Source organism: Pseudarthrobacter sp. AB1, assembly GCF_014926485.1.
GTDB lineage: Bacteria > Actinomycetota > Actinomycetes > Actinomycetales > Micrococcaceae > Arthrobacter.
In genome coordinates this window covers 39,444-62,368 of sequence record NZ_PZKO01000013.1, presented here as the reverse complement: position 1 = coordinate 62,368, position 22,925 = coordinate 39,444, and the positions used below count along the sequence as shown (strand labels likewise).

The 22,925-nt window shown below is 65.6% G+C and carries 26 protein-coding genes and 1 pseudogene; 17 read left to right on the top strand and 10 right to left on the bottom strand.

Features of this window, described 5'->3' with window-relative positions; translation table 11 throughout:
• Positions 1-19 precede the first annotated feature (19 nt).
• Entirely contained in the window at positions 20-1,537 is a 1,518-nt protein-coding gene (locus tag DAD99_RS04050) for an amino acid permease (protein ID WP_193340451.1), read from the bottom strand.
• Between the two features lie 227 nt (positions 1,538-1,764).
• On the opposite strand from DAD99_RS04050, the gene DAD99_RS04045 reads away from it, so the two are divergent.
• Positions 1,765-2,436 (top strand): TetR/AcrR family transcriptional regulator, encoded by a 672-nt coding sequence (locus DAD99_RS04045; RefSeq protein ID WP_193340450.1) that lies wholly within the window; start codon positions 1,765-1,767, stop codon positions 2,434-2,436.
• A gap of 13 nt (positions 2,437-2,449) precedes the next feature.
• Here the strand turns inward: DAD99_RS04045 and DAD99_RS04040 are convergent, their stop codons facing one another.
• From DAD99_RS04040 to DAD99_RS04030, 3 genes are all read right to left on the bottom strand, one after another.
• Positions 2,450-2,659 carry an alpha/beta fold hydrolase gene (locus tag DAD99_RS04040; RefSeq protein WP_193340449.1) on the bottom strand — a complete coding sequence of 70 codons (210 nt, stop codon included), beginning with the start codon at positions 2,657-2,659 and terminating at the stop codon, positions 2,450-2,452.
• Positions 2,660-2,754: 95 nt separating this feature from the next.
• Positions 2,755-3,276 carry a hypothetical protein gene (locus DAD99_RS04035; protein WP_185262731.1) on the bottom strand — a complete coding sequence of 174 codons (522 nt, stop codon included), beginning with the start codon at positions 3,274-3,276 and terminating at the stop codon, positions 2,755-2,757.
• Positions 3,273-4,457 (bottom strand): serine/threonine-protein kinase, encoded by a 1,185-nt coding sequence (locus tag DAD99_RS04030; protein WP_193340448.1) that lies wholly within the window; start codon positions 4,455-4,457, stop codon positions 3,273-3,275. The genes DAD99_RS04035 and DAD99_RS04030 overlap by 4 nt, the downstream gene beginning before the upstream one ends.
• A 197-nt stretch (positions 4,458-4,654) precedes the next feature.
• On the opposite strand from DAD99_RS04030, the gene DAD99_RS04025 reads away from it, so the two are divergent.
• Positions 4,655-4,936 (top strand): hypothetical protein, encoded by a 282-nt coding sequence (locus DAD99_RS04025; RefSeq protein ID WP_193340447.1) that lies wholly within the window; start codon positions 4,655-4,657, stop codon positions 4,934-4,936.
• Between the two features lie 69 nt (positions 4,937-5,005).
• Here DAD99_RS04025 and DAD99_RS04020 read toward each other — a convergent pair whose 3' ends face one another.
• Complete coding sequence (locus DAD99_RS04020) at positions 5,006-7,444, bottom strand: hypothetical protein (RefSeq protein ID WP_193340446.1); 2,439 nt, start codon at positions 7,442-7,444, stop codon at positions 5,006-5,008.
• Positions 7,445-7,477: 33 nt separating this feature from the next.
• The gene (locus tag DAD99_RS04015; protein ID WP_193340445.1) at positions 7,478-8,194 is read right to left on the bottom strand and encodes a peptidoglycan-binding protein; all 717 of its coding nucleotides are present in this window, start codon (positions 8,192-8,194) and stop codon (positions 7,478-7,480) included.
• Positions 8,195-8,370: 176 nt separating this feature from the next.
• Here DAD99_RS04015 and DAD99_RS04010 point away from each other — a divergent pair, with 176 nt between their 5' ends.
• The 3 genes from DAD99_RS04010 (at position 8,371) to DAD99_RS04000 (ending at position 10,349) form a co-directional block, all read left to right on the top strand.
• On the top strand, positions 8,371-8,760 hold the full coding sequence (locus tag DAD99_RS04010) for a VOC family protein (RefSeq protein WP_193340444.1): 390 nt from the start codon (positions 8,371-8,373) through the stop codon (positions 8,758-8,760).
• A gap of 51 nt (positions 8,761-8,811) precedes the next feature.
• The gene (locus DAD99_RS04005; RefSeq protein ID WP_185262737.1) at positions 8,812-8,964 is read left to right on the top strand and encodes an LPXTG cell wall anchor domain-containing protein; all 153 of its coding nucleotides are present in this window, start codon (positions 8,812-8,814) and stop codon (positions 8,962-8,964) included.
• A gap of 62 nt (positions 8,965-9,026) precedes the next feature.
• Positions 9,027-10,349, top strand: a complete 1,323-nt coding sequence (locus tag DAD99_RS04000) for an alpha-amylase family protein (RefSeq protein ID WP_193340443.1) — start codon at positions 9,027-9,029, stop codon at positions 10,347-10,349.
• A gap of 43 nt (positions 10,350-10,392) precedes the next feature.
• Here DAD99_RS04000 and DAD99_RS03995 read toward each other — a convergent pair.
• Positions 10,393-10,658: pseudogene (locus DAD99_RS03995) on the bottom strand (dihydrofolate reductase family protein); the annotation flags it as partial.
• Positions 10,659-10,743: 85 nt separating this feature from the next.
• Here DAD99_RS03995 and DAD99_RS03990 point away from each other — a divergent pair.
• Complete coding sequence (locus DAD99_RS03990) at positions 10,744-10,887, top strand: hypothetical protein (protein WP_156380336.1); 144 nt, start codon at positions 10,744-10,746, stop codon at positions 10,885-10,887.
• 633 nt (positions 10,888-11,520) lie between these two features.
• Here DAD99_RS03990 and DAD99_RS03985 read toward each other — a convergent pair.
• Complete coding sequence (locus DAD99_RS03985; protein ID WP_193340442.1) at positions 11,521-12,171, bottom strand: TetR/AcrR family transcriptional regulator; 651 nt, start codon at positions 12,169-12,171, stop codon at positions 11,521-11,523.
• A 63-nt stretch (positions 12,172-12,234) separates the two neighbouring features.
• Between DAD99_RS03985 and DAD99_RS03980 the strand changes: the two genes are divergently transcribed.
• Entirely contained in the window at positions 12,235-12,684 is a 450-nt protein-coding gene (locus tag DAD99_RS03980; protein WP_193340441.1) for a nuclear transport factor 2 family protein, read from the top strand.
• Complete coding sequence (locus DAD99_RS03975; protein ID WP_193340440.1) at positions 12,681-13,562, top strand: SDR family oxidoreductase; 882 nt, start codon at positions 12,681-12,683, stop codon at positions 13,560-13,562. Before DAD99_RS03980 ends, DAD99_RS03975 begins: the two co-directional genes overlap by 4 nt.
• Before the next feature lie 32 nt (positions 13,563-13,594).
• On the opposite strand, the gene DAD99_RS03970 is transcribed toward DAD99_RS03975, so the two are convergent.
• Entirely contained in the window at positions 13,595-14,347 is a 753-nt protein-coding gene (locus DAD99_RS03970; RefSeq protein ID WP_193340439.1) for a metalloregulator ArsR/SmtB family transcription factor, read from the bottom strand.
• A gap of 453 nt (positions 14,348-14,800) precedes the next feature.
• Here DAD99_RS03970 and DAD99_RS03965 point away from each other — a divergent pair, with 453 nt between their 5' ends.
• Together DAD99_RS03965 and DAD99_RS03960 are read left to right on the top strand one after the other, a co-directional pair.
• Positions 14,801-16,063, top strand: a complete 1,263-nt coding sequence (locus tag DAD99_RS03965; protein WP_227007634.1) for a DUF1524 domain-containing protein — start codon at positions 14,801-14,803, stop codon at positions 16,061-16,063.
• Positions 16,064-16,109: 46 nt separating this feature from the next.
• Positions 16,110-16,781: an excalibur calcium-binding domain-containing protein gene (locus DAD99_RS03960; RefSeq protein WP_193340437.1), complete on the top strand. Its 672-nt coding sequence runs from the start codon at positions 16,110-16,112 to the stop codon at positions 16,779-16,781.
• Positions 16,782-16,875: 94 nt separating this feature from the next.
• On the opposite strand, the gene DAD99_RS21505 is transcribed toward DAD99_RS03960, so the two are convergent.
• Positions 16,876-17,031: a hypothetical protein gene (locus tag DAD99_RS21505; protein WP_227007664.1), complete on the bottom strand. Its 156-nt coding sequence runs from the start codon at positions 17,029-17,031 to the stop codon at positions 16,876-16,878.
• On the opposite strand from DAD99_RS21505, the gene DAD99_RS21500 reads away from it, so the two are divergent.
• The 7 genes from DAD99_RS21500 (at position 17,024) to DAD99_RS03925 (ending at position 22,888) form a co-directional block, all read left to right on the top strand.
• Positions 17,024-17,164 carry a hypothetical protein gene (locus tag DAD99_RS21500; RefSeq protein ID WP_255527425.1) on the top strand — a complete coding sequence of 47 codons (141 nt, stop codon included), beginning with the start codon at positions 17,024-17,026 and terminating at the stop codon, positions 17,162-17,164. The two genes, DAD99_RS21505 and DAD99_RS21500, sit on opposite strands and share 8 nt — an antisense overlap.
• 130 nt (positions 17,165-17,294) lie before the next feature.
• Entirely contained in the window at positions 17,295-17,510 is a 216-nt protein-coding gene (locus DAD99_RS21495; RefSeq protein ID WP_227007633.1) for a hypothetical protein, read from the top strand.
• Positions 17,511-17,595: 85 nt separating this feature from the next.
• A complete protein-coding gene (locus tag DAD99_RS03945; RefSeq protein ID WP_193340436.1) occupies positions 17,596-18,267 on the top strand; it encodes a hypothetical protein in 672 nt (223 codons plus the stop codon).
• 180 nt (positions 18,268-18,447) lie between these two features.
• On the top strand, positions 18,448-19,842 hold the full coding sequence (locus DAD99_RS03940) for an OFA family MFS transporter (protein WP_193340435.1): 1,395 nt from the start codon (positions 18,448-18,450) through the stop codon (positions 19,840-19,842).
• Between the two features lies 1 nt (position 19,843).
• Positions 19,844-19,987, top strand: a complete 144-nt coding sequence (locus DAD99_RS03935; protein WP_185263886.1) for a hypothetical protein — start codon at positions 19,844-19,846, stop codon at positions 19,985-19,987.
• A 160-nt stretch (positions 19,988-20,147) separates the two neighbouring features.
• Complete coding sequence (locus DAD99_RS03930) at positions 20,148-22,490, top strand: CHAT domain-containing protein (RefSeq protein WP_193340434.1); 2,343 nt, start codon at positions 20,148-20,150, stop codon at positions 22,488-22,490.
• Entirely contained in the window at positions 22,487-22,888 is a 402-nt protein-coding gene (locus DAD99_RS03925; RefSeq protein WP_185262756.1) for a CU044_2847 family protein, read from the top strand. Before DAD99_RS03930 ends, DAD99_RS03925 begins: the two co-directional genes overlap by 4 nt.
• The last annotated feature ends 37 nt before the right edge of the window (positions 22,889-22,925 follow it).

Sequence of the window (22,925 nt, the reverse complement as noted above, 5' to 3'; positions counted from 1 at the left end):
GTGGTCAAGCGGCGGAGGGTCAGGCTGCGGTGCGGCTGGCCCGGCGGGCGGCTGAGCGCCGGATCCAGAGTCCGAGGACGAGCACGATGCCAACCATCAACGGCGCGGAGTAGAGGAGGATGCCGTTTTCGCCGGTGGGGTCGTAGACCTCGGGCCGCGGCCAGGCGAGATTGACCACCATCACGGCGCCGTAGATCACAGCGAGGATGTTGATGGGCAGGCCCCAGCGTCCCAGTGAGAACAGCCCGGCCGGCATGGTCTGGCCCACCTGATCCCAGTCGCCGCGGAGCCGGTTGAGGAGCTGCGGCACGGTGACCAGGAGGTAGGCGACGTACACCATGACGATGCAGACACTGGTGAGGGTGGTGAAGAGGGCGGCGTTGCCGACGTTGATGGCGAGCACGCCGACGGCCAGGGCTCCGATGGCGATGGAGGGCCACATCGGGGTGCCGCGGGTGGGGTGGACGGAGGAGAGCAGTGCGGAGGCGGGGAGTTTGCCGTCCCGCGCCATGGAGAACACCAGGCGCGATCCGGCCGTCTGGATGGCGAGGGTGCAGACGAAGATGGCCACGGCCACGTCCACCAGGAGCACTTTGCCCCAGAAGGTGCCGAGGACGGCGGTCAGCACGTAGGGCAGGCCCTCGGTGGCTAGCCGGCCGTCGTCGAGGCTGGGGGCGGCCATCAGCGCAGTCACGATCATCAGCGCCCCGCCGATGCCGGAGATGATCAGGGCCGAGAGGATGGTGCGGGGTGCTGTGCGCCGGGGGGACTTTGTCTCCTCGGAGAGCTCGCCCGCGGAGTTGAAGCCCACCATGACGTAGGCGGCCATCAGGCCCGAGACCATAAACGCGCCCACAGCGCCGAGGTCGGATCCCGCCATGACGGTGGTGTCCATCACGACGTCGGGTCCGCGCTGGGCGGCGGTGATAAGCGCCAGGATCACGGCGACGACGCCGACGATTTCGCAGGTCACGCCCACCGAGTTCACGTGGGCCATCAGTTTGACGCCCAGGGAGTTGATCACGGTGGTGACCACCAGCAGTACGGCTCCGAGGACGACGGCGTTCGCCGCGCCGGTGGTGGTATTCAGTGCGGGGTCGCCGCCGACCAGTTGGAATCCGTCCCAGAGCTGGGGCAGTACCACCTGCATGGCGATGGCCGCTGCGGCGGCGGTGACCACCTGCGCCAGGGCCATGAACCAGCCGGCGAACCAGCCCACCGTCTCGCCGCCCACCCGCCGGGCCCACTGGTAGACCGCCCCGGAGAGCGGGTAGCGTGCGGCGAGCTCCGCGAAGTTCAGGGCCACCAACAGCTGGCCGAGCAGCACCACCGGCCAGGTCCAGAAGAACGCCGGACCGGCAAAGGAGTACCCGAACGCGAAGAGTTGGAAGATGGTGGTCAGGATGGAAACGAAGGAGAAGCCTGCCGCGAAGGAGGCATACCGGCCCAGCTTGCGGTGCAGGGACGGCTCGTAGCCAAGCGACGTAAGATCGGCATCATCGGTCTGGGCGGATGAGGGAAGAACAGTGGATGTCATCGGAATCTCCGGGGCTGGGACGGCGTTAGGGGTTGATCCGTTCCGGCACATGCAGCGCTGGGACCAACGCTGCGGAATACCGGTCACTTGATAGTTTTCCAGCCGCAGATCCCGGTTTCGTGTCGCCCGTGTAAAAGGTGGATTACGGACTATTTCCGTTGCGTTTCGCCGATCTCACCGCGCCGCGGCGGCAGCGCCGGGTCCCGCCGGGGTGCAAGAATGATGCCGTGACAACCACCGGCCCGGGGCGCCCCCGCAAGCAGCAGCCGTCCCGTCCGGGGGCCAATGCCCGAGAGGAAATCCTCGACGCCGCCGCCGAGCTGTTCACCACGCAGGGTTATGCCAACACCTCAACCCGCTCCATCGCAGAGGCCGTGGGGATCCGCCAGTCATCGCTCTACCACCACTTCGGCACCAAGGACGACATTCTTGAGGTGCTGCTGGCGGCCACGGTGGCCAGCGGCCTCGATTTTGCCCGTATCGTCAGTGCGGCGAATGACGGCGAGCCCATATCTGCTGGGGCCCGGCTGCACGCCGTCGCACTGTTCGACGGCACCCAGTTGTGTAACGCCCGGTGGAACCTCGGCGTGCTCTATAACTTGCCGGAGGCGCGCAGCGAAAGGTTCAGCAGCTTCATTCGGGACAGAACGGAGCTCCGGGCACTGTATCAACGCCTCGGCGCGGCGCTCCCCGAGAACGGCTGGACCGCCACCGGCCAGAACGGAGATCTGGCCTTTCGACTTGTGGAGACCCTCGTCAACCTCCGCGCAGACGGACTATCCACACCGGAATCCCCCCTCCAGGCCGCCGACGCCGGCATTGTCCTCAGCGGCCTGGGCACCCACTTAGCCGCAATCCGGGCACGGAGCGCGGCGCTCATCGCGGATTTCAAAGCCTAGAAAAAGGCCGCACTCACCCGAGCGAGGCGAGGAACGCCGTCGTATCTTCTGCCACCTGCTCCGGACACTCCCACAGCACCAGGTGCGCCACCTCGGGGTAGACCTTCAGAATGGAACCGGGGATCCGGGCGGCCAGGGTTTCCTGATCGGCGCGTGGCAGCATGCCGTCCCCGGCGCCCCACAGGATCAGGGAGATGAACTCGGCTTCCCGCTGCAACATCATCCCGCTGCCCTCGCTCGTTTGCCTCGTTTCCCCATACCCTTCATGTTTCCGCGGTGTTCTACCGCACGCAAGGAACCGTGACGGACGGCAAATACTCAGCCGTTCTTATTTTTGCCTTTGCCCTCGCCTTTTGCCGGTGCGGGTGCAGGGGCTGGTACAGGTGCCGGCACGACGGGCGCCGTGTATTCCTGGGCGGCCTGCGCGGCGGCTTCCGCGTCGGCCTTGGTCTTCGCCGCTTCTGCCGCGGCAGCCGCTGCTTCGTCAGCTGCTTTCGCTGCCGCTGCGGCGGCTTCTGCAGCGGCTTGGAGGTCGGCCCTGACAGCGCTGATGCTGGTCACGATGCTCCGGCGCCGTTCCTCGGAAACCTGACCGCTGCCGGCTGCGGACGCCACGTCCGTTTCCAGGCTGTCCAGCGACTTGAGCGCGGCCGTGTAATCGGTTGCAGCCGCTGCCTGGCTCACGCCGAGCACGAGTTCCTGGAGCTTTTGGGCGGTGTCGCGCTGCAGGCCGGTACCGGCCGGGCCGCAGCCAGCGAGCGACGCCGCCAGCATCACGGTGGCGGCAAGTCCGGCGCCCCGGGCTCCGGCGCGCCTGCCCCTGGAATGGAGGCGGGTCATGGTTCCACACTCTTCTGCAGTTCCAGGAGGTGGTCGCCCAGCGTGCCACTCACGGCAGGGTAAGTCACGACGCCGGATGTGGTCTCTGGCGCCTGGCCCGCTGTCAGTGCCGCGGCCCCGCCCGCCAGCGCGAGAACAACCGGGATGGCCACTACCCAGAGCCGCGCCTTCTGTCCGGAACGGAACGACTTCCGCCGGCGAGTTCCCCGAGGGCCGCCGCGCTGATCGGCACCCGGCGCGGGCCTTGTCTGGGCTGTGACGGACGGCGTCCTGAACGGCATGGCCGGCAGCACACGCGTGGTTTCCGGTGCTAGTTCGCCGGGAGTGGACGTCGGCGAGACGAGGGCCTGCCGCAGCACCGTCTCGACGTCCGCTGCTGTAGGACGTTCCAATGGCTCGATTGCCGTCATGGCGCGGATCAGGTCGGCCCACTCGGCGGGGAGATCCGTGGGGATGCCGGGCGCGCGGTGCAGCCTGGCCACGGCGGATTCCACAGCGCTGCCGGGGAATTCCATCGTCTGTTTGATGCATTCGAGCAGGACCAGCCCCAGGGAATAGATGTCTGTGGCAGGGGTGAGGGGGGAGCCCACGGCCTGTTCGGGGCTGAGGTACGCCGCGGTGCCCACCATTGCTCCAGTTGCGGTCAGGCGGGTTGCGTCGGCGATTCGTGCTAAGCCGAAGTCGGCCACCTTGGCCCGCAGTGGCTCCCCGGGCCGGGTCTGCACCAAGAGGATGTTTCCCGGCTTGATATCGCGGTGGAGGATGCCAAGGCCGTGGACATAGGCGAGTGCGTCAGCGATGCCGGCGCCTATGACGGCGAGCTCGTCCAGTGGGATCCCGCTGTGCCTGATCCGGCTGCGCAGATCCTGTCCCTCCACCAGTTCCATCGTCAGGAAGGGGCGGGGCTCATCCGGGATGCGTGCGTCAACGCCGACATCGAACAATGTCACGAGGCTGGGATGGTTCAGCGTTGCCAGCAGCGTGATCTCAGCTTGCTGGCGTTTCAACTCGTCTGCGTCCGGGGCCTGGGGTGCGAATAGCTTCAACGCCACGTCCCGGCCCAGATTCTCGTCCCGCGCGCAATAGACGGACGACATACCGCCGCGGCCGATCACCTCGCCCAGCCGATAACGTCCGCCCAGCACTTCAGTCCTGCTGGAGCTGCGCGATTCCGCCACCATATCCGTTCCTCCCGGTGCGCTGCGGCACTATTACCTAAAATCATAAGGCAACTTACTATGTTCGGAGCTTCTTCAAATCACGGCAGCCCGCAGACGACCAATCCTTTGCGAACGTGGCTACGAATCGCATCGGAAGCGATGTATCCCGCCCGGGTGAGGCGCTGTCAAAAACGATTCCGGTAGGCGAAAGGTTCCCGATGACTGACTTGAAGTACACCCGCTTCCTTGCCGAATGCATCACCGTCGAGGCGGACGATGCTTCCGGGCTGACCGAAGACGAAATGTACGGTGTCTACGTCAGCTGGTGCTTCCTGAACGGGCTCAATCCCGGTGTGCAGCGTGTGTTCTGGGCCGCGATGGCGCAGGGCGGGCACCATCAGCGCCGGCTCCGCGCAGGCCGCTACTTCAGGCCGGGGCTGGGCATGACCGGCCCGGCGGCCGTGGATTACATCCTGTCGAGCCAGCCGAGCCTGGTCTGACCGTCCTGTCGAAGGGCCGCGTTGTGAGGTGCGCCGTGAGGTGCACCTGTCCTGCCGGTCCAGCCTGTTTCAGCCCGAGGTTGTGGTCGGAACCGGCGTGGGGGCGACCGGTGCTGGTTGGGTCGGCTCAGTGGTGGGAGCTATTTGCGCGGGGCTGCTTTCCGGTGCCGCCCCGCCGGTGGCAGGCGCCGGGGGAGGTGGCGCCGCCGTCGTCGTTCCGGTCGGCACTGATGCCGGGGCGGTGGCTCCCGACGTGGGCGCGGCGCTTGATCCGGCGGTTGAGCCGGGTGAGGGGGTGGCTGTTGTGGGCGGCGTCGTGGAGGTGCCGGTTCCCTTTGTGGCGCTGGGGTCGCTTTGGATGATCTCCTTGATCTGTTCCTTGAACGCGGTAAGGCGCCCCTGGATTTCGGACAGGGGGACGTTCTGGAGGTTCCGCCCGAACTCGGCAATGTCGGCCCACAGAGCGTTGAGCCTGGCCGTTCCGCCGTCGCTCAGCGGCCCGTCGAGCGTGAGAACGAGTTGACTGGCCAGTGCGTACGTCAGGCAGCGGAGGCAGTTGTAGTTGGCGGCCGCGGAGAGATTCTCGGGCACGATCACATTGGCCTGACCCACGATGAGCACCACCTGGAAGCTCACGGCCACGGCGGCGCAGTCGGCGCAGCTGGCGAACGCATAGGCCTCGTTGGTGGTGTCCACGGGTTCGCCGTCTACGGCCCACACCAGCGCGAAGGCGACGTCGTAGACCACAGAGCCGTCCGTGGTGTTCACCGCCAGAGCCTGGTTGCCGTCCTGCTCCGGGGCAGCGGGCTGGTTGAACGGGAATACCCACGACGGCGCCGCGGCGGCACCGGCCGTCGTGCCGGGCGTTGCCCCGGCGCCCGCAGGAGCGGTGCGGGGCACCAGGACCGTGCTGAGCTGCGGGTTTTCCCGCGTCGGCTTCGCTGCTCCTGCGGGCCACAGGGCCACCGTCTTCCCGGTCCCGCCTTCCCGCAGGGCGGAGTACGCCGCCGTCGGAAATACGGCTGTGGTGACGTCGGCCAGAGTGCCGCGTTCGTACGGCTGCACCGGCCGGTAGGTGTCTGCTCCGGGCCACCAGGCCCAGGCCAGCCCGGCGGTCACCGCTGCGATGGCGGCCATCGCTACGGCCCGCTGCAGCGTCTTGCCGCGGGTTTTCTGCCAGAGTCCGGTGGTCAGCTGCCGGACCAGCCGGAGCAGGATGTAGCCAACGCCCAGGATGGGAAGTACGACGGCGGCGATCGCCAGGGTGCGCACCGCGGCTCCGGCGATGTCCCCGGTAGCCAAGCTTTCGGACAATTCCGACTGCTGTTTCAGGACGCTGGCCCATGCCGTGCCCAGGAGCCGCGGCAGCGAGAGGACCATCATGACCAGGCTAAGTACCAGCAGGGGCACCGTGACCAGCACCCATGCCGTGACCACTGCCCGTGCCCATGGCTTGAGCGCCTGGGCTGCGGGGTCCGTCCGGCGCCACGGCAGCAGCCCCAGCAGGGTCGGTTTGATGCGCTGGAAGAGGTCCGGAACGCCGGTGGCGTCGGCCAGGATGTGGTAACCGTCAAACCGCACCAACGGAAGCAGCTGCCGGATCATCTGGAGAATTTGGGTGACCACCACCAGCAACAGGGCGTCAAAGCCGGTGGCCCACCAGACACCCATGATGGCCACGGCCACCATCGCGTTGAAGTACAGCCCGCCCAGGTCGGTGCGGAGCCTGCCGCCCCGGCCCAAGCGGTAGGAGTCGGTGACATCGGTGAAAAAAGCGGGCCAGATCAGGTAGAGGCCGGCTCCCATGGCTCCCGGTGTTGCGCCGCCACGGCGTGCGGCGGCAGCGTGGCCGAACTCGTGGAAACCCGCGGACAGGACAGTCACGGCCAGGACCAGCAGCACAAGGGCCGGGTTGGCGAACGCGTCGTGGGTTGCGGAGGCGAGGCCCTTGACCATGAGCACCCACCAGCACGCGGCGATGAAGGCTGCGCACACGGCCGCCACGATGAGCGGGTTGAAGAGCACCGCGAACGGAGCCGTGAGCTTGCGGGTACGCTCCGGATCCGTCACGGTGTAGCGGAAGCGCATGCCCAGCAGGGGGTCGGCTTTCTTCACCTCTGGCTGTGAACCGTCGGCCAGTCGGAGCAGCCCCAGCGGCAGGAGCTGGGAGGTGATCAGGGTGCGGACGTTGTCCGCGCTGACCAACTTTCCGAAGCGGGCGCTGGCGTGGGCGGCGATCTGCTCTGTGGTCCGCTGGCCGTCCGTTGCCTCCAGCACCAGGTACAGCAGGCGTGTCAGCTGGATGGCCTGGCCATCTGCCCTGCGGACCAGCGAGGGCGGCTCGCGATAACCCGAACCCTTCGGTTCACCGAGCAGTTCGACGCCGTCGGCCAGCGTGGGAACGTCGGGCAGGCGGGAGGCCGGCTGGCCGACGCCTATAGCCGTAGCGGGGGCAGGAGAAGCCGGCGGGCCGTCCATCCTGGGCGGCCCGCCATGCACTGTGCTCATTTAGGTGTGCTCACGTGGGAGGTGGTGTCCGGACTACTGCCGGAGATCGGACTGCTGGTCGGCGGAGGCGGTGGCTTCGCCGTCGATGTTCTGGCTGATGATGGCGTCCTGCTGGGCCACGGCGAAAGCGTTGCTGTCGATGGAGCCGATGTTCGCCGCAACGGCCGCGTCGATCGGTGCGGCAACGTTGGCGTTGGCAGCAACGGCGCCGTTGATCGGGGCCGCGATGTCCGCCTGGGCGGCAAGGTCCACATTGACGTTCAGGAGGTTTCCGTCCAGGGCCGCGGAAGGATCCACCGGCAGGGCGCCGACATCTGAAGCGGGATCTCCGGGCAGGAGGCCGCCGTCGGTGGTGCCGCCTGCGGTGGTGCCGCCTGCGGGGGTGCTGCTGTCCGCGGTTCCGTCCCCACCGGCGGCCGGGTCGGCGCCCTGGTCAATGGTGCTGTCCTGGGTGGAGTCGGCTGTGGCATCCGCGGTGATGCCCTGGTCGATGATGACTCCCTGGTCAGCAAGGGCCTGGGCCTGGGATCCGAAGGAGAGGATGTTGGCGGAGGCAGCCGCGTCGATCGGGGCTGCGACGTTGGCATTGGCCGCGACAGCGAGATCGATGGGTGCCGCGGCGTTGATGCCCAGGTCCAAATCGGCGTTCAGGTCCAGGACGGAGGCCACTTCCTTGTCGGGGAGTGCCGTGCCGCCTTGTGCCATCAGTTCTTCGTCGCTCAGCGGGTTTAGTCCCTGTTCAGTGCTCATGCGAAACTCCATCTCCGGCACGGTCGCCGCTGCCCCCAGTGAGCAGTTACTACACCGATGTGCCTAATGCCCGTCAATAGTAAGCATGATGATCATATTTCGGCATCCCTGGGCGAAGCAAAAACTATTGAGTTTTCGTTGCGCACAGGACATCCGGCGGCGGTACTGTGAGGCGCATGGAGATGCGCCTTGAAGTTGTCCAGGTACCTGTGGCCGATGTCGACAGGTCGAAGTCGTTCTATACGGAGAAGCTGGGCTTTGTCCTGGACCACGATGTGGAGCACATCCCGGGAATGCGAGTGGTGCAGCTGACGCCGCCGGGTTCGGCCGCCTCGATAGTCATTGGTACAGGCATGACGAGCATGACGCCGGGCAGCCTCGAGGGCCTGCAGCTTGTGGTGCCCGACATTGGCGGGGTCCGGGACGAGCTCGTCCGCCTGGGCGCCGAGGTCAGCGAAATACAGGACATGGGCGGAGTACAGTTTGCGTACTTTGCTGACCCGGATGGCAACCGCTGGGTCATCCAGGGCGCAACACCATCGGACGTCCGGGCCGCACACCTCTGATCGGGGCCGTGTCGCAGACGGCCGGTACCGGCGGGGGCGTAGGATGCCGCTATGGGACTAATAATTGGGCTTCTGGTCATCTGGCTTGTTCTGTCGATCGTGGGCTTTGCCGTGAAGGGCCTCATTTGGCTGGCGATCATCGGCCTCATCCTGTTCGTCGCGACGGGCGTGTGGGGCTGGGTCAAGCGCAAGGCCAACGCCTGACGAATGGGATGCCGCGGATCTTTCTCGAAAGCGGTGGGTCATCCGTGAAGGGCATCAGCGCCATGAACGAACCTCACTGGGTCCAGCACGCCATCTGGTGGCAGGTCTATCCCCTCGGCTTCGTGGGCGCGGAGAAGACCGCAACGCCGGAACCCGCCGCCGACCACCGGTTGCTGGATCTTGTCCTGTGGCTGGATTACGCGGTGGAACTCGGGGCGTCGGGGCTGGCCCTCGGCCCCATCTTCGCGTCGGAGACGCACGGGTACGACACCACGGATTATTTCCGGATCGATCCCAGGCTCGGATCCGAGCAGGACTTCGACACCCTGGTGGCAGAGGCACACCGCCGCGGACTGCGCATACTGCTCGACGGCGTCTTCAACCACACCGGGCGCTCCTTTGCGCCGTTCCAAAATGTCCTCGTACGCGGGCCGGAGGCGGACACCGCCTCGTGGTTCTCGCTGGAGTGGCCCGACGGTACTGCTCCCGGCGTCGAACCCGCGTACCGCGACTTCGAAGGCCACCATCACCTCGTGGCGCTCAACCATGACGAGCCAGCTGTCGCCGATTTCGTTGTAGAGGTCATGGAGCACTGGCTGCGCCGGGGTGCGGACGGCTGGCGACTCGACGCCGCCTATGCTGTCCCGTCGTCGTTCTGGGCCCCGGTCACCGAGCGCGTCCGGTCATCCCATCCTGACGCGTACTTCGTGGGCGAGTACATCCACGGCGACTATGCAGCGGAGGTCCGGTCCGGCGGACTCGATTCCGCCACGCAATACGAGCTCTGGAAGGCCGTCTGGAGTTCGCTCAACGACGCGAACTTCTTCGAACTCGCAGCCGCGTTCGAACGACACAACGCACTCCTGGGCTCCTACGCACCGCTCACCTTCATCGGCAACCACGACGTCACCCGGATCGCGAGCAAGCTCACCGACGCAGCACTGGTGCCGCACGCCGTCGTCGTCCTGCTCACGGTTGGCGGAACGCCGTCCATCTACTACGGCGACGAGCAAGGCTACCGGGGCGTCAAGGAGGACAGGGCAGGGGGCGACGACGACGTGAGGCCGCTCTTTCCGTCCTCCCCCGACCAGCTCTCGGCCCTGGGAGGACCCATCTTCGCTGTGCACCAGGAGCTCATTGGGGTGCGCAGACGGAACCCATGGCTGCACCGTGCCACCACGGACGTCCTCCAGCTCTCCAACGAGGTGCTCGCATACCGCATCGCCGTTGACGCAGATGCGCTCGTGGTCGCACTGAACCTCTCGCACGACACCCAGCGGATCAGCGCCGCAGGAGCCACCTTCGTCGTCGCCGGACAGGCGACCGTCGATGTCGGTGCGGACGCCGTCCTCGTGCCGCCGCGGGGATGGGCCGTCCTGGGCTAAGACGGTTGCGAGAGGCCGCTCTGTCCAAGGTTGCGGCGGCCTTTCAGCGGACCACTCGATACCGCACGTGCGTCACGAGGCCGGTGCCGCTCACTTCCGTCGGCTCAAGCGAGACGTTCCCGACGCCGTCGAGCAGCCGTTCGCCCGCTCCCAGGATCATGGGCGAGATGTGGAGCCGCAGTTCGTCCATCAGCCCGATTCGATCCCGTCGGTCACGAAGTTGAACGTGGTGCCGCCCTGCATCTCCAGGGGCTCGCGTGGGTGATGAGTGAGGACGAAAACCTGTGCGTGATACGGCGGCTCCTCGCCCAAGGGCTCCGCAGTGCTTTGGTTCGGCCATAGCTCCGCCGTGTCCTAGGATCAACTCCCGCCGTGGCGCACATATGCTCGATATATGGGCAAAAACCAGCACAGCGAGTTGGAAGGGCAGACCTCCATCAACGAGCTGCTCGACAAGCCCATCGGCGACACCCACATCCAGCTGGTGCTGCCCATCCATGTCCAACTCCGGCCAGGGGAATTCCGCCGCGTGTCCTGAAGCGGCGGAGAACTGCCGTAGAACGACGACGGCGGCGGCGCTTGGGCGGGTGCCGACGGTCGCCACGAGGGCGGAGCGGACACGGCCAGTGCCAGTGGCGGTTATCGTGGGAAGCCTTTAGTGGCGGACCTTCCTGACTCTCAGGCCGCGTCGTGTCACCGGGCTTCCAGTTTTCTGGTCCGCGATCCGGCGGAGACGGCGCGTGCGAATGCCGGTCCGGGCGTGGGCCTGGTCCATCGGTTGCGTTGGATGTATCGGCCTCGATGCATACCGCCGTCGCCGAGAGCGGAGAATGACGACTAGCGCCACGCCCAGCCAGGCGAACGCTGCCCCAATGACGAGAAAAACCGCCGGGATAGTGTCCATAATTAAGTCTAGATCCCAATCCGTAAGCGCACTTATTATTTTCGCCGCCTGAGGATTGCCCGCTCCCGGCAGGCCTTAGGTCAGCTGGACGGAGGGGCGGGTGTTTGTGCGGGTCCGTCTGCGCGCCGGTAGATGAAATCCGGCCACCATGCAAGGGTGAGCGGCTGTCGTCCAGTGTGAACTAGAGACCCGCCAGGGATCTCGAGGGTGTCGATCTGCTCCTGGAGGAAGTTGTCCAACGAGGGATTTCCGTGGCTGCTGCAGTCTTCATTGGTGCCGCTCGGGGAGCAGGGAGACGACCATGAAGCGGGTGACGTACTGTGCAAACCGTGGTAGGGACCAGCCTCGCTTCATCACCAACAGTTCGTAGAGCTCCGCTGAGCTGCAGACCCAGAGTATGTCGGTCGCCTCGTCCTCGATGACGCCCTCGCGGAGGTAGCCGCGGTCCTTGAGGTACCGGGTGTGGTGCCGCATCCGTTTGAGGCGCTCGCCGTCGATCTCATCGAGCAGGCTTGCCATTTCCTGATCGTTGATGGCGGCCGAGCGCATTAGCAACCGGATCGGCGTGACCAGTGCAGCTACTTCGGCCGTGAGGAGGCCCCACTCACGCATGACGGTCTTTGGATCGCTCTCGTGTTCGCGCATGTCGTCGGAACGCTCGTAGGCGGGGACGGGTCCGGAACCGGCCAGGCCCCGCTCATAGATGGAGCGGACCAAACCCGCCTTGCCGCCGAACGCCTTGTAAACCGTCTCGACTGAAACGCCGGCCTCTGCGGCCATGGCGGCTAATGTAGCGCCCGCGTACCCGAGTTCGCGGAACTGCCGCTCGGCTGCCTGAAGGATGGCCTCCCTGTTGCGTCGGGCCTGTTCCAACCGGCCGCTGGAGTCGTAGCGACGTTTGCTCTTGACGTTTGCCATTATTCGTTCCATGCTGAAGTATCAGATACAGAGCACTGTATCAGAATCATTCGAGGAGTTGGAATGATCACCACAGCAGATGCCGCCGGAAAAATGCCGGAGCGCTTGCTTCGCTCAATAAACACCCACAAACTGGACGATCTCGTGGCATGCTTCGCCGACGATTACGTCAATGAGACTCCTGCCCACCCTCAGCGGGGTTTCCGCGGACGGAATCAAGTGCGTCGAAACTGGACTGAGATCTTTTCCCAGGTTCCGGATATCCGCGCACGGGTGCACAGCACCGGGGGGCAGGGCGACTCCCTGTGGACAGAGTGGGAGATGTCCGGGACACGAAGCGATGGCGCCCCGTTCCTGATGCGGGGTGTGGTCATCTTCTTCATTACTGACGGGCTCATTTCCTCCGCCAGGTTCTACCTTGAGCCGGTGGAGGACGTCAGCGGCGACGTGGACGCAGCAGTGAGCCGGGTGGTGGGCAAAACTCCCGAATCCAGGGAGAAGGAAACATTATGATTCTTGTCGTGGGGGCCACCGGACAGCTAGGTGGCCTCATAGCTCAAACATTGCTTGATGAGGGATTCCACGTGCGCGTCCTGGTGCGCGAACGTTCGGCATACGACGCCATTGTGAGCGCAGGCGCTGAACCTGTGACCGGTGACCTGAAGGAACCCCCCTCACTTCTGGCTGCCTGCGCCGGGATCGACACGGTAGTTACAACAGCCAACTCATCCGCCCGGGGAGGCAGCGATACCGTGGATTCGGTGGATCGCCTTGGCAACCGGAATCTGATCGAGGCGGCCGTCGACGCCGGCGTACGGCGCTTCGTCTTCGTCTCCAACCTGGGTGCCAGTCCCGACAGCCCTATCGCCTTCATGGCCGCCAAAGGCGAGACCGAGCAGCTGCTTCGCAGCAGCGGAATGTTCTGGACAATTGTTCAGCCCAACCTCTTCATGGATAAATTGCCGGTCATGGTGGTTGGTGTGCCGGCACTGACGGGTCAGGCGGTCACTCTCGTGGGGGAGGGGCGGCGGGTCCATTCGCTGGTGGCAATGCGCGATGTCGCACAGTACGTGCTTGCCGTAGTGAAGCGTCCGGAACAGGAAGGCCAGCTGCTGGTCATCGGGGGCCCGGAACCCGTCTCCTGGCGTGATGTGGTGACGGCATTCGAGCTCGAACTCGGGCTGCGGATTCCGGTGCAGACCGTTCCCCCGGGGCAACCGGTCCCCGGCCTGCCCGATCTGCTCAGCGGATTTCTCGCACTGCTGGAGACCTACGACTCACGACTCGACGCGACCGAACTGAACACGCGCTACGGAGTGGTGCCCACCACCCTTCAGGCCTGGGTGCACCGCTTTGTGCAGGAGTCCGCAGACGCCTTCGAAAAGGCGTAGTCCTGGCTGGGTGAGGCTCCCCAGGGTTTGTCTTAGGTGTACATGAGGGAGCCCGGGGTGGTGAGTTTTTCGCCGGTTTCGAGCCAGGTTTTGAGGCCGGAGAGGATCATGGGCCAGCCGCCGTAGAGCTGGTCGTTGGCGCCTTCGCGGAGTTGGTCGTGGGTGACGGTGAGGTGGCAGGAGTCGCCTACGGGTTCGATCTCCCAGGTGATGCGGGAGGTGCCCTCGGCCTTGACGTCCTCGCCCCAGAGTGCGGTCATGGATTGGACGAGCTTGCGCGGCGGGTCGACTTCGATGTTTTCGCCTTCGCCCAGGAGGCCGCCGGCCTTCGGGTTTCCCATCTCGAAGCGCCCCCCGGGAGTCCAGTCGGACGTGACGGTGTTCGCGAACTGGTACTTGCCGCGGATCTCGCTGTCCGTGATGGCTTCCCAGAGCCGTTCCGGGGTGGTCTTGATGTAGATTTCGAAGATCTTTTCCATGGGATGTTCCAATCTGGTTTTGAGGTCGCTGAGGGCGGCGGCCCATGGTTGTGCATATTTGCTGACCCAGCGGTCGTGGACCAGGCGGATGGGCACCGGATTGAGGAAATGGAGTTTCTCCCGGCCCCGACGGCGGGTGACCACCAGGCCCGCTTCCTCCAGCAGTTTGAGGTGCTTCATGACCCCGTAGCGGGTCATCTCGAAACGGGCCTCGAGTGCGTGCAGGGTCTGCCCGTCTTCCCGGAAGAGCTCATCGAGCAGGTCCCGGCGGGTGGGGTCGGCGAGGGCCTTGAATACGGCGTCCACGGTTCAAGAATAGGTGACTGAATGGTCACATGTCTAGGGCTGCGTCAGCTTATCCGGATATTTGCTGGAGCTGTTGTCACATTGCCTGGGAGTGGTCCGACGTGCGGCCTTCTCCGGAAGGCAAATTCCAGAACTCTATATCGGTTCTCCCAAATCGATAGAAATGTTAAATCGCGACGTTTTTCATCAACTTTTGCTCAAGACTCAATCAATGTTGTCCCAAGATCTTCGCAGATTCAGTTCCAAGGGCGCAGCAAGAAATAGGCTCGGCATCGACACAAGGTGTCAAAAGAGAAGGCCGTGCTTAATTGCCGGGCCTTTATTATTGGGGAAATAATGTCGAATCATCAGACCCTTTTCGGGTCAGCATCGTCTGCTCCTGTGCCCGGGCCTAATCCGCCCCGCAGGCCACGCGCTTCCACGTACATAGTCGGCGGCATCACGGCCCTCTTCATGATGATTGGTGCTTTCAGCGGCGGTCTCGGGGGCGCTCTGGTTTTCCTTGCTATCTCGGCAGCCCTTACCGGCCTCTACATCCTGGTGACCGGGCGTCGTTCCTGGGCGTGGCTTCCTGCCAAGCGGAAGGCAGGGGGCATCGCCCTGGCGGTCTCTTTCGTTCTATTCATCGCCGTCGCCGTCGCGTTGCCCCGGACCAACGCGGAGGATCTTCAGGCAGCCTCCTCGGACTCGAATGCCTCGCCAGGAACTGCAGCAGCGAGCGCATCCGCAAAAGTGACGCCGACGCCGTCGTCCGCTCCATCCGCGCAGGCGGCCGGCGCCCCGCTCGATCCTGAGACTCCGAGTCTCGTTGCGAACGGCGTAGCGGCTCCGAAGACGCAGCCCGCCTTTGCTACCAAGGCGATTGACCTGCTGGCCACCCTTCCCGTCAAGGGCCGGGCGCCGAAGACGGGATATGACCGCGCGCTCTTTGGACAGGCCTGGGCAGACGTCGACCGCAACGGCTGCGACACGCGGAATGACATGCTCAAGCGCGACCTCTCTGCGATCACGTACACCAACAGCGTGCCCTGCAAGGTTCAGTCCGGAACTCTGGCGGACCCCTACACGGGTACCACTATCAGCTTCCTGCGGGGGAGTGCCACCAGTAGCGCCGTCCAGATCGACCATGTTGTTGCCCTCAGCGACGCCTGGCAGAAGGGTGCGCAGCAGCTGACCACGGACCAGCGGACCGCCTTCGCCAATGACCCCCTGAACCTCCAGTCCACGGACGGTCCCACGAACATGAAAAAGGGCGACGGCGACGCAGCCACCTGGTTGCCTCCGAACAAGGGTTTCCGGTGCGAATACGTGGCGCGCCAGATTTCGGTGAAAGCAACGTACAGCCTGTGGGTCACCCAGGCGGAGCACGACGCGATGGCCAGAATCCTGGCCGACTGCTCGGGCCAGCTCGCACCAACTAACGAGCAGGCACCAGCGGTCGCGGCGAAGGCGCCCGCACCTGAGCCGGCACCGGTGGTGGCCGCTGCTCCGATCGCTCCCGCTCCTGCCCCGGCGGCCGTGGTGCCAGCCCCTGCCCCGGTTGCTCCCGCGCCTTTTGTTCCGGCACCCGCACCTGTTCCGGCGGCTCCGGCCGCCGTCTACTACGCCAACTGCACGGCCGCCAAGGCCGCCGGGGCCGCCCCGATCTATGCCGGACAGGCCGGCTATAGGGCGGCGTTGGACCGCGACTCCGACGGTGTGGCCTGCGAGAGCTAGCCGAATCCATCACTTGACCATTTAGAAAATTTTCCAAGGGGGAAAAATGAAGAAGACACTGGCATTAGTTGTGCTGACGGGCCTCATCCTGACGGGATGCAGCGGTAAGCAGGCGTCATCGACTGCAACCGCTGTTGCAGCCGTTGCAGATGCTGTCACGGTTCCAGGGGTGCTGAGCCTGACTCTGGACAAGGCCACGGAGCAACTTGAAGATCTCGGGTTCAAGGTCGAGGCAGCGGACACCGTCGACGGCAAGACGATCTTTTCAAAGAAGAACTGGCAGGTGACGTTCCAAGACCCCACGGAAGGTGCGCAGGTGGCAAAGGGCTCCACGGTGCACCTCGGAGTCAAGAACCTTGAAAAGGCTGCGGCGGAAAAGGCTGCCGCTGAAAAAGCCGCCGCCGACAAGGTGGCGGCAGAGGCGGCTGCTGCGGCAAAGGTTGTGGCGGACAGGGCTGCAGCTGAGAAGGCTGCGGCAGATCAGGCAGCCGCGCAGCAGGTTGCAGCCCAGAAAGCAGCCGAGGCAGCGGCACAGCAGGCGGCCCAGCAGACGGCCGTAAAGCCAGCACCCGTAGTCCAGGCACCAGCCCCGGCCTCGGCCTACTTCGCCAGCTGTGCTGAGGCCAAGGCGGCCGGGGCAGCGCCGCTCTACTCCGGGCAGGCGGGCTACCGGGCAGCGCTTGACCGGGACAAGGACGGCGTTGCCTGCGAGAGCTAGTGCTACCTCCCGCCGTAAATAAGTGTGCCGTGGATGCCTTCATTGCAAGAGGGTATCCGCGGCATCTCTTTTTCGCGGTTCGCCAACCAACCGGTCAATGCGTGGACAGCTCGCGCATCAATCCGACCTGCGACAGGAACTCCACCTGGTCAAAGTAGAAGCGGTGGGAGGTGATCTCGCCGCGTGTCGCTGGCGATATCGACACCGCCGAGGAAGCCGTCCAGGACGCGTACGCGCGTGCATTGTCCACGTGGGGTCCGCGCGGCATCCCGAAAAACCCCGGTGCGTGGCTCACGGTGACCGCCCGCCGTCGGGCCCTGGATATGCATCGACGTGCCGCGACGGCGCAGCGGGCGCTCCCCAAGCCTTTCGACCCGGAGTAGTATGCGGAGGACCAACCGGGCCGGGACTCGGAGGACATTGCCGATGACCGGCTGCGGTTGATCTTCACCTGCTGCCACCCGGCCCTCGCCTGTTGTCCAACTTAGCCGCGCCATAGCCCTCGGCTTCGCGGTGGGACCCGCGGAGGGACTGGCGGAGCTGGATGCGCTCGGAGCCGAGCCCCAGCTGGCCCGCTACCCCTACCTGGCTGCGGCCCGCGCCGACTTCCTGACCTGGCTGGGCCGTCCCGGCGAGGCCCGGGTTGCCTTCGAGGAAGCGTTGATCCTCACGGAGAACGACGCCGAACGGCGCTACCTCCGGACCCGCCTGAACGAACTGGCGGGTTGAGCCGGGCAATCGAGTGCCGCGGGAGAGTGCGACGGCGGCACGCCTCTTCGGTACGGCGGAACGGGGGCAGTGGGAGGATGAGTCCGTGGACCAATTCTTTGACTTCCTTCGCCACTACTGGTGGCTCGTCTTCCCTCTCAGCGGAATGGCCGGAGGGTGGGCAAGGCAGTGGTCCAAGGCCAGCGAACGCCGGCACCGTCGCCGTCTGGAGCTGTACAAGCTCAAGAACCAGGCGGTGCAGGCCGAACAAGCCAGCCAGGCCCAGGTCGCCGCCCTGATGGCAGCGCACGACGCCGTGAACCGGCGGTGGCTGGACTATGAGCTTGACGTGGGGAAACTTATCGACTTCCCGGTCATGACGGATGTACGGGAACCCCTTACCGTCGCATTCCTCCGGGCGAAGAAAGCAGCGGACGGTTTGCGGCCGGCCAGGCCGGAGGAGATTACGACGGCGGCCCGGCTGGCTGAGTACCGGACGGCCGTCCACGGCTTCGAGCTGGCATTCGACGTCGCAGAGCGCGAAGCCAAGCGGATCAAGGACAGCAATTTCACAGGTCCCGAACGTCAGCGGCTGGCAACGGCCAGGAAGCTGCTCAACCTCGCCCTGGACAATGCCGCCACACCGGCGGAACGGCAGACGGCCTACAGGCGCGCCCGGCGGGAGCTGGATGGACTGATCGTCCTCCCCGAGGCCACAGTGGCGGCACTGGAAGAGAAGATTGCCAGGCAACTGGGTGGGCGGGCGGCCCCGGAATAGGTGCACGCCCGGACTGGCTAAACTTGCCGTTCGTCGCGGATATCTTGCCGCTCGGCGCATTAATACTACGTTTGCTTATGATTTGCACCATGATTGCCCAAGGTAAAGGTCCGTCTTGAGGGTCCTTCGCCTCCAGATCGCTGGACACCGACGTCTTCGACAAGCAACGGGAGCAGAAATATGGGCTGGCTGGACCGTGAACGAACTATTGCCCCGCCGGGATTCAACCGCTGGCTGGTACCGCCCGCGGCGCTGGCGGTTCACCTCTGCATCGGCCAGGCCTATGCGACCAGCGTGTACAAGACGGCACTGGTCAAGCACTTCGATGCCAGCCTGACCGAAATCGGCGTGATCTTCTCCATCGCCATCGTGATGCTGGGCCTCTCGGCCGCGATCATGGGCACGTGGGTGGACACGAACGGCCCGCGCAAGGCGATGTTCACTTCAGCCGTGTTCTGGGCCAGCGGCTTCCTGATCGGTTCGCTCGGCATCTTCAGCGGCCAGTTGTGGCTGGTCTACCTCGGCTACGGCTTCATCGGCGGCATCGGCCTGGGCATCGGCTACATCTCGCCGGTGTCCACGCTGATCAAGTGGTTCCCGGACCGCCCGGGCCTGGCCACCGGCATGGCCATCATGGGCTTCGGCGGCGGCGCGCTGATCGCCAGCCCGGTGTCCACGGCCCTGTTGAAGATGTACGACCCGAACTCCGATGCCAAGGGCTGGGTGGCCAGCGGCGACTCCGTCGGCAAGCTCTTCCTGACCCTCGCGGTCATCTACCTGGCCTACATGATGTTCGGCGCCTTCACCATCAAGGTGCCCGCAGACGGCTGGAAGCCGGCCGGCTTCGACGCCTCGAAGGTCAGGAAGTCCGTGCTCGTCACCACGGACAACGTCTCCGCCAAGAACGCCATCAAGACCAAGCAGTTCTGGCTGGTCTGGATCGTGCTGTTCTGCAACGTCACCGCCGGGATCGGCATCCTTGAACAGGCCGCCCCGATGATCCAGGACTTCTTCCGCCAGTCCGACGGCGTCTCCCTGGTCAGTGCCGCCGTCGCCGCCGGCTTCGTGGGACTGCTGTCGATCGGCAACATGGCCGGTCGTTTCGCCTGGTCCTCCACCTCGGACATCACCGGACGCAAGCGGATCTACATGGTCTACCTGGGCGTCGGCGCGGTGCTGTACACCGTCCTGGCCCTCGCAGGATCCACCACCACGGCGCTGTACGTGCTGCTGGCCTTCGTGATCATCTCCTTCTACGGCGGCGGATTCGCCACCGTCCCCGCCTACCTGCGTGACCTCTTCGGGACCTTCCAGGTGGGTGCCATCCATGGCCGGCTCCTGACCGCCTGGTCCGCTGCCGGCATCGCCGGGCCGTTGATCGTCAACGCTTTCCTGGACGCCCAGGGCAAGCCCGGCCAGCTCACGGCAGTGTCCTACCAGCCCGCGCTGCTGACCATGGTGGCGCTGCTGGTGATTGGCTTCATAGCGAACCTGTTGGTGAAGCCGGTGGACGCGAAGTTCCACGAACCCCGCCCCGACCGCGGGCGGTCCCAAGAACCTGCCATGGAGGCCTGAAATGAGCACTGCACACACCCCCGGCGCGAAGGCGCCCGTGAAAGCGTCCACCGGAATGTTGGCGCTGGCCTGGGCGCTGGTGGGGGTCCCGCTGGCCTACGGGATCTATCAGACCCTGACCCGGGTGGCGGCGCTGTTCGGCTAGCCACCTGGTAGATGGCCGACCAGCCATCTTTGACAGGTCAGTGTGATCCCTTGTGAACTCCCGTTCCCTGGGCCACTCTGTAGTTGTGGGCCCCGTTCCTTTTAGAGCGCGGCGGCGGACGCCTTCTGGGGACGCCCTCCTGGTCGCTGGAGAGGTAGCCATGGACGGTGACATCGAGCTGGAACTCGCAGCCGCTTCGGAGCGGGGTGAGTACTCCGTACGCGTAGTGCAGGCCCCGGCGGGAGGCAACGCCTCCGGTGTCTTCCGGCTGGATGTGGAGAAGATCCTTGAGCGCCGGACCGAACTGGAATCCACCGTCCTGGCCTCGGCGGTGGCGGCACGCCGGACCACCCCGGTGGCAGAGCTTCCGGTCCGCGGCGTGGGCCAGCAGCTGTTCCAGGCGTTGTTCACACGGGAGGTCTACGGCACCTACCGTGCCAGCCTGGGCGCGGCGCAGCACAGTGGCCAGCCGCTGCGGGTGGTGCTGCGGCTTGCCGCGCCGGAACTCGCGGCGCTGCCGTGGGAGATGCTTTTTGACCCGGAGACGGAAACCTACCTGTGCCAGACCGAACCGCTCCTGCGGCACATCCCGGCACCGGACTACCACCTGAAACCCCTGGACATCGTGCCACCGCTGCGCATCCTTGGCCTGGTGGCGTCTCCGCGGGACCTGCCGTCGCTGGACGGGGAGGCCGAAAAGCGGCACCTCGCCGACGCCCTGGCCGGTCCGATCTCCGAGGGCCGGATCGAACTGGTCTGGGCGCCGGGCGGGACGTGGGAGGACATCCAGTCCAGCCTGCTGGCGGGGCCGTGGCATGTTGTCCACTTCATCGGCCACGGGGACTACGATTCCCGCAGCGACGAGGGACGAATCGCCCTCGTGGGGGCGGACGGCCGTGCCGCCATGGTGCGGGCCATCCGCTTTATGGCCCTCCTCAGTGTTGCCGCACCCCGCCCCCGGCTGGTGGTCCTGAACTCGTGCTCCTCCGGTGAGTCAGGTCAGGAGGACCTCTTCTCCGGCACGGCATCCACGCTGGTCCGCAGCGGCGTCAGTGCGGTGGCCGCCATGCAGTTCGCCATCAGCGACGGCGCCGCCATCGCCTTCGCGCAGGGCTTTTACGCGGCCATCGCCAGCGGCCGGGGCGTTGACGAAGCAGCCAGGATCGGCCGCATTTCCGTGATGGCCAGCCCGGACGGCACCCTGGAATGGGTCACGCCGGCACTGTACGTCAGGGGAGGGTCCACCCAGCTCTTCACGCTGTCGATCCCGCCCACGCCGCCTGTCCGCCAGCAGGACGGCCAGGAGCAGACAGCAGGCCAGCAACAGACGCTTGACGCGCTTCCTGACCGGCTGCAGGAGGAGGCCCGTGAGCGTGCCCGGCTCCGGTCGCAGCAGGCACAGCTGCGCGCCCTCTACGTGCAGGGCTCGGCAGAGCTGCGGGCAAAGCACTACGGCATGGCGATTGAGCTTTTTGATGACCTGCTGACACTCGATCCCGATTACCGCGATGCCGCGGCACTCCGGCTCTCGGCCGTGGAACGCCAGGAGCGTGCCGAAGCCTACGGGCGTGCCGGTGAAGCCGAACACGCCCAGGACTGGTCCACGGCCATCCGCGAATTTGCAAAGCTCCAAGGCGACCCCGCGTTCCCCGACGCCTCAGCCCGCAAAGCACAGTCGGAGCGGCGCCAACGGACCGCCGACCTGCAGGGCGAACTCGACTACCATGCCGAGAGCGGCAACTGGCAGGCAGTCCTGGACGTCGCGGCGGAGCTGGAGGCTTTGGATCCGGCCGCAGCGGCCCCGGAAGAACTGACGACGGCGGCGCGCGGCCACCTTGCCGCCGCGGCGGACCCGGTCCCGCCGCCCGTTAGCCGTGCGGACCGCCAGTCTCCTGTTCCGCCGTCGGAACATCCGTCAGTTCCGGATGCGCAACCGCCCACGGAACCGCGGGGCCTGGACCCCCGGTTCCTCGGAATCGGAGGGTCCCTCCTTGCGGTCACCGGTGGACTGCTCGCGTATTTGTTCAGTTACCTGCTTTGGTATGACGAAAACGGCTGGTGGTATTCGGGCGGATCGGGGACTCTCCAGTTCGTCTACGCGGTGCTGGTGCCGGCGGGCTATGTGCTGCTTCTGTTGTCCGGGCTTCCGGTCCGAACGGAGGCAGGCCGGGTGGCGCTGGCTGTGGCCATCGGAGCAGTGGCGCTGATAGGGATCCTGGGTTTTGGGTCCGAGGTCCAGTGGGCTGCTATAGCCTGCGGTTTTGTCCATGCGATTTTTGGAATCTGGGCGGGTGTTTTGGCCATCCGCGGCGGTGAAGGACGCAGGGTGCCGGGGTGGGTGCTGGTTGTCTCCGCCGGGTCCCTGCCGCTGGCGTGGATCGGATTGGAGGAGTCGGCCGTGATTGGCCTCGGGTTCATGCTGCAGAGCCTGGTGCTCGCGGCATGCGGCGGTGTCCTCCTGGTGCTGGCCCTGCAGATGAGGAAAGGTTCGGTCCGGGCATGACACGGCTGGTTGAATTCCCCACCGAGGACGGCGGCAGCGTTCTCCTGGAAGTTGCTGACGCAACAGGCAAGCTGGTGACCCGGGGCGGGGACGGCCATTCGGGTGTTTTTGCGCGGGCCCAGCAAACGTTCGAACGGGCCCTGAGCAACATCCGGCCTGCCGTCCAGGGGGTCATCGAAGAGCTCATCAACCTGCCGAACAAACCTGATGAGGTGAGCCTTCAGTTCGGCGTGGACCTGCACGCCGAAGCCGGAGCGTTCATCGCGGCCGCCAGCACCACCTCGAATTTCACTGTCACCCTCAGGTGGACCCGCAACGATGGAGCACGTGCCGGTACTGCCGCGGCCGATTCCACAGGCCAGGGGGCGGTAGGAAACTTGTCACACGCCGCGGAGTAGGTCCGTGACCCAAGGCAACCATGCGCCAGACTTAGGG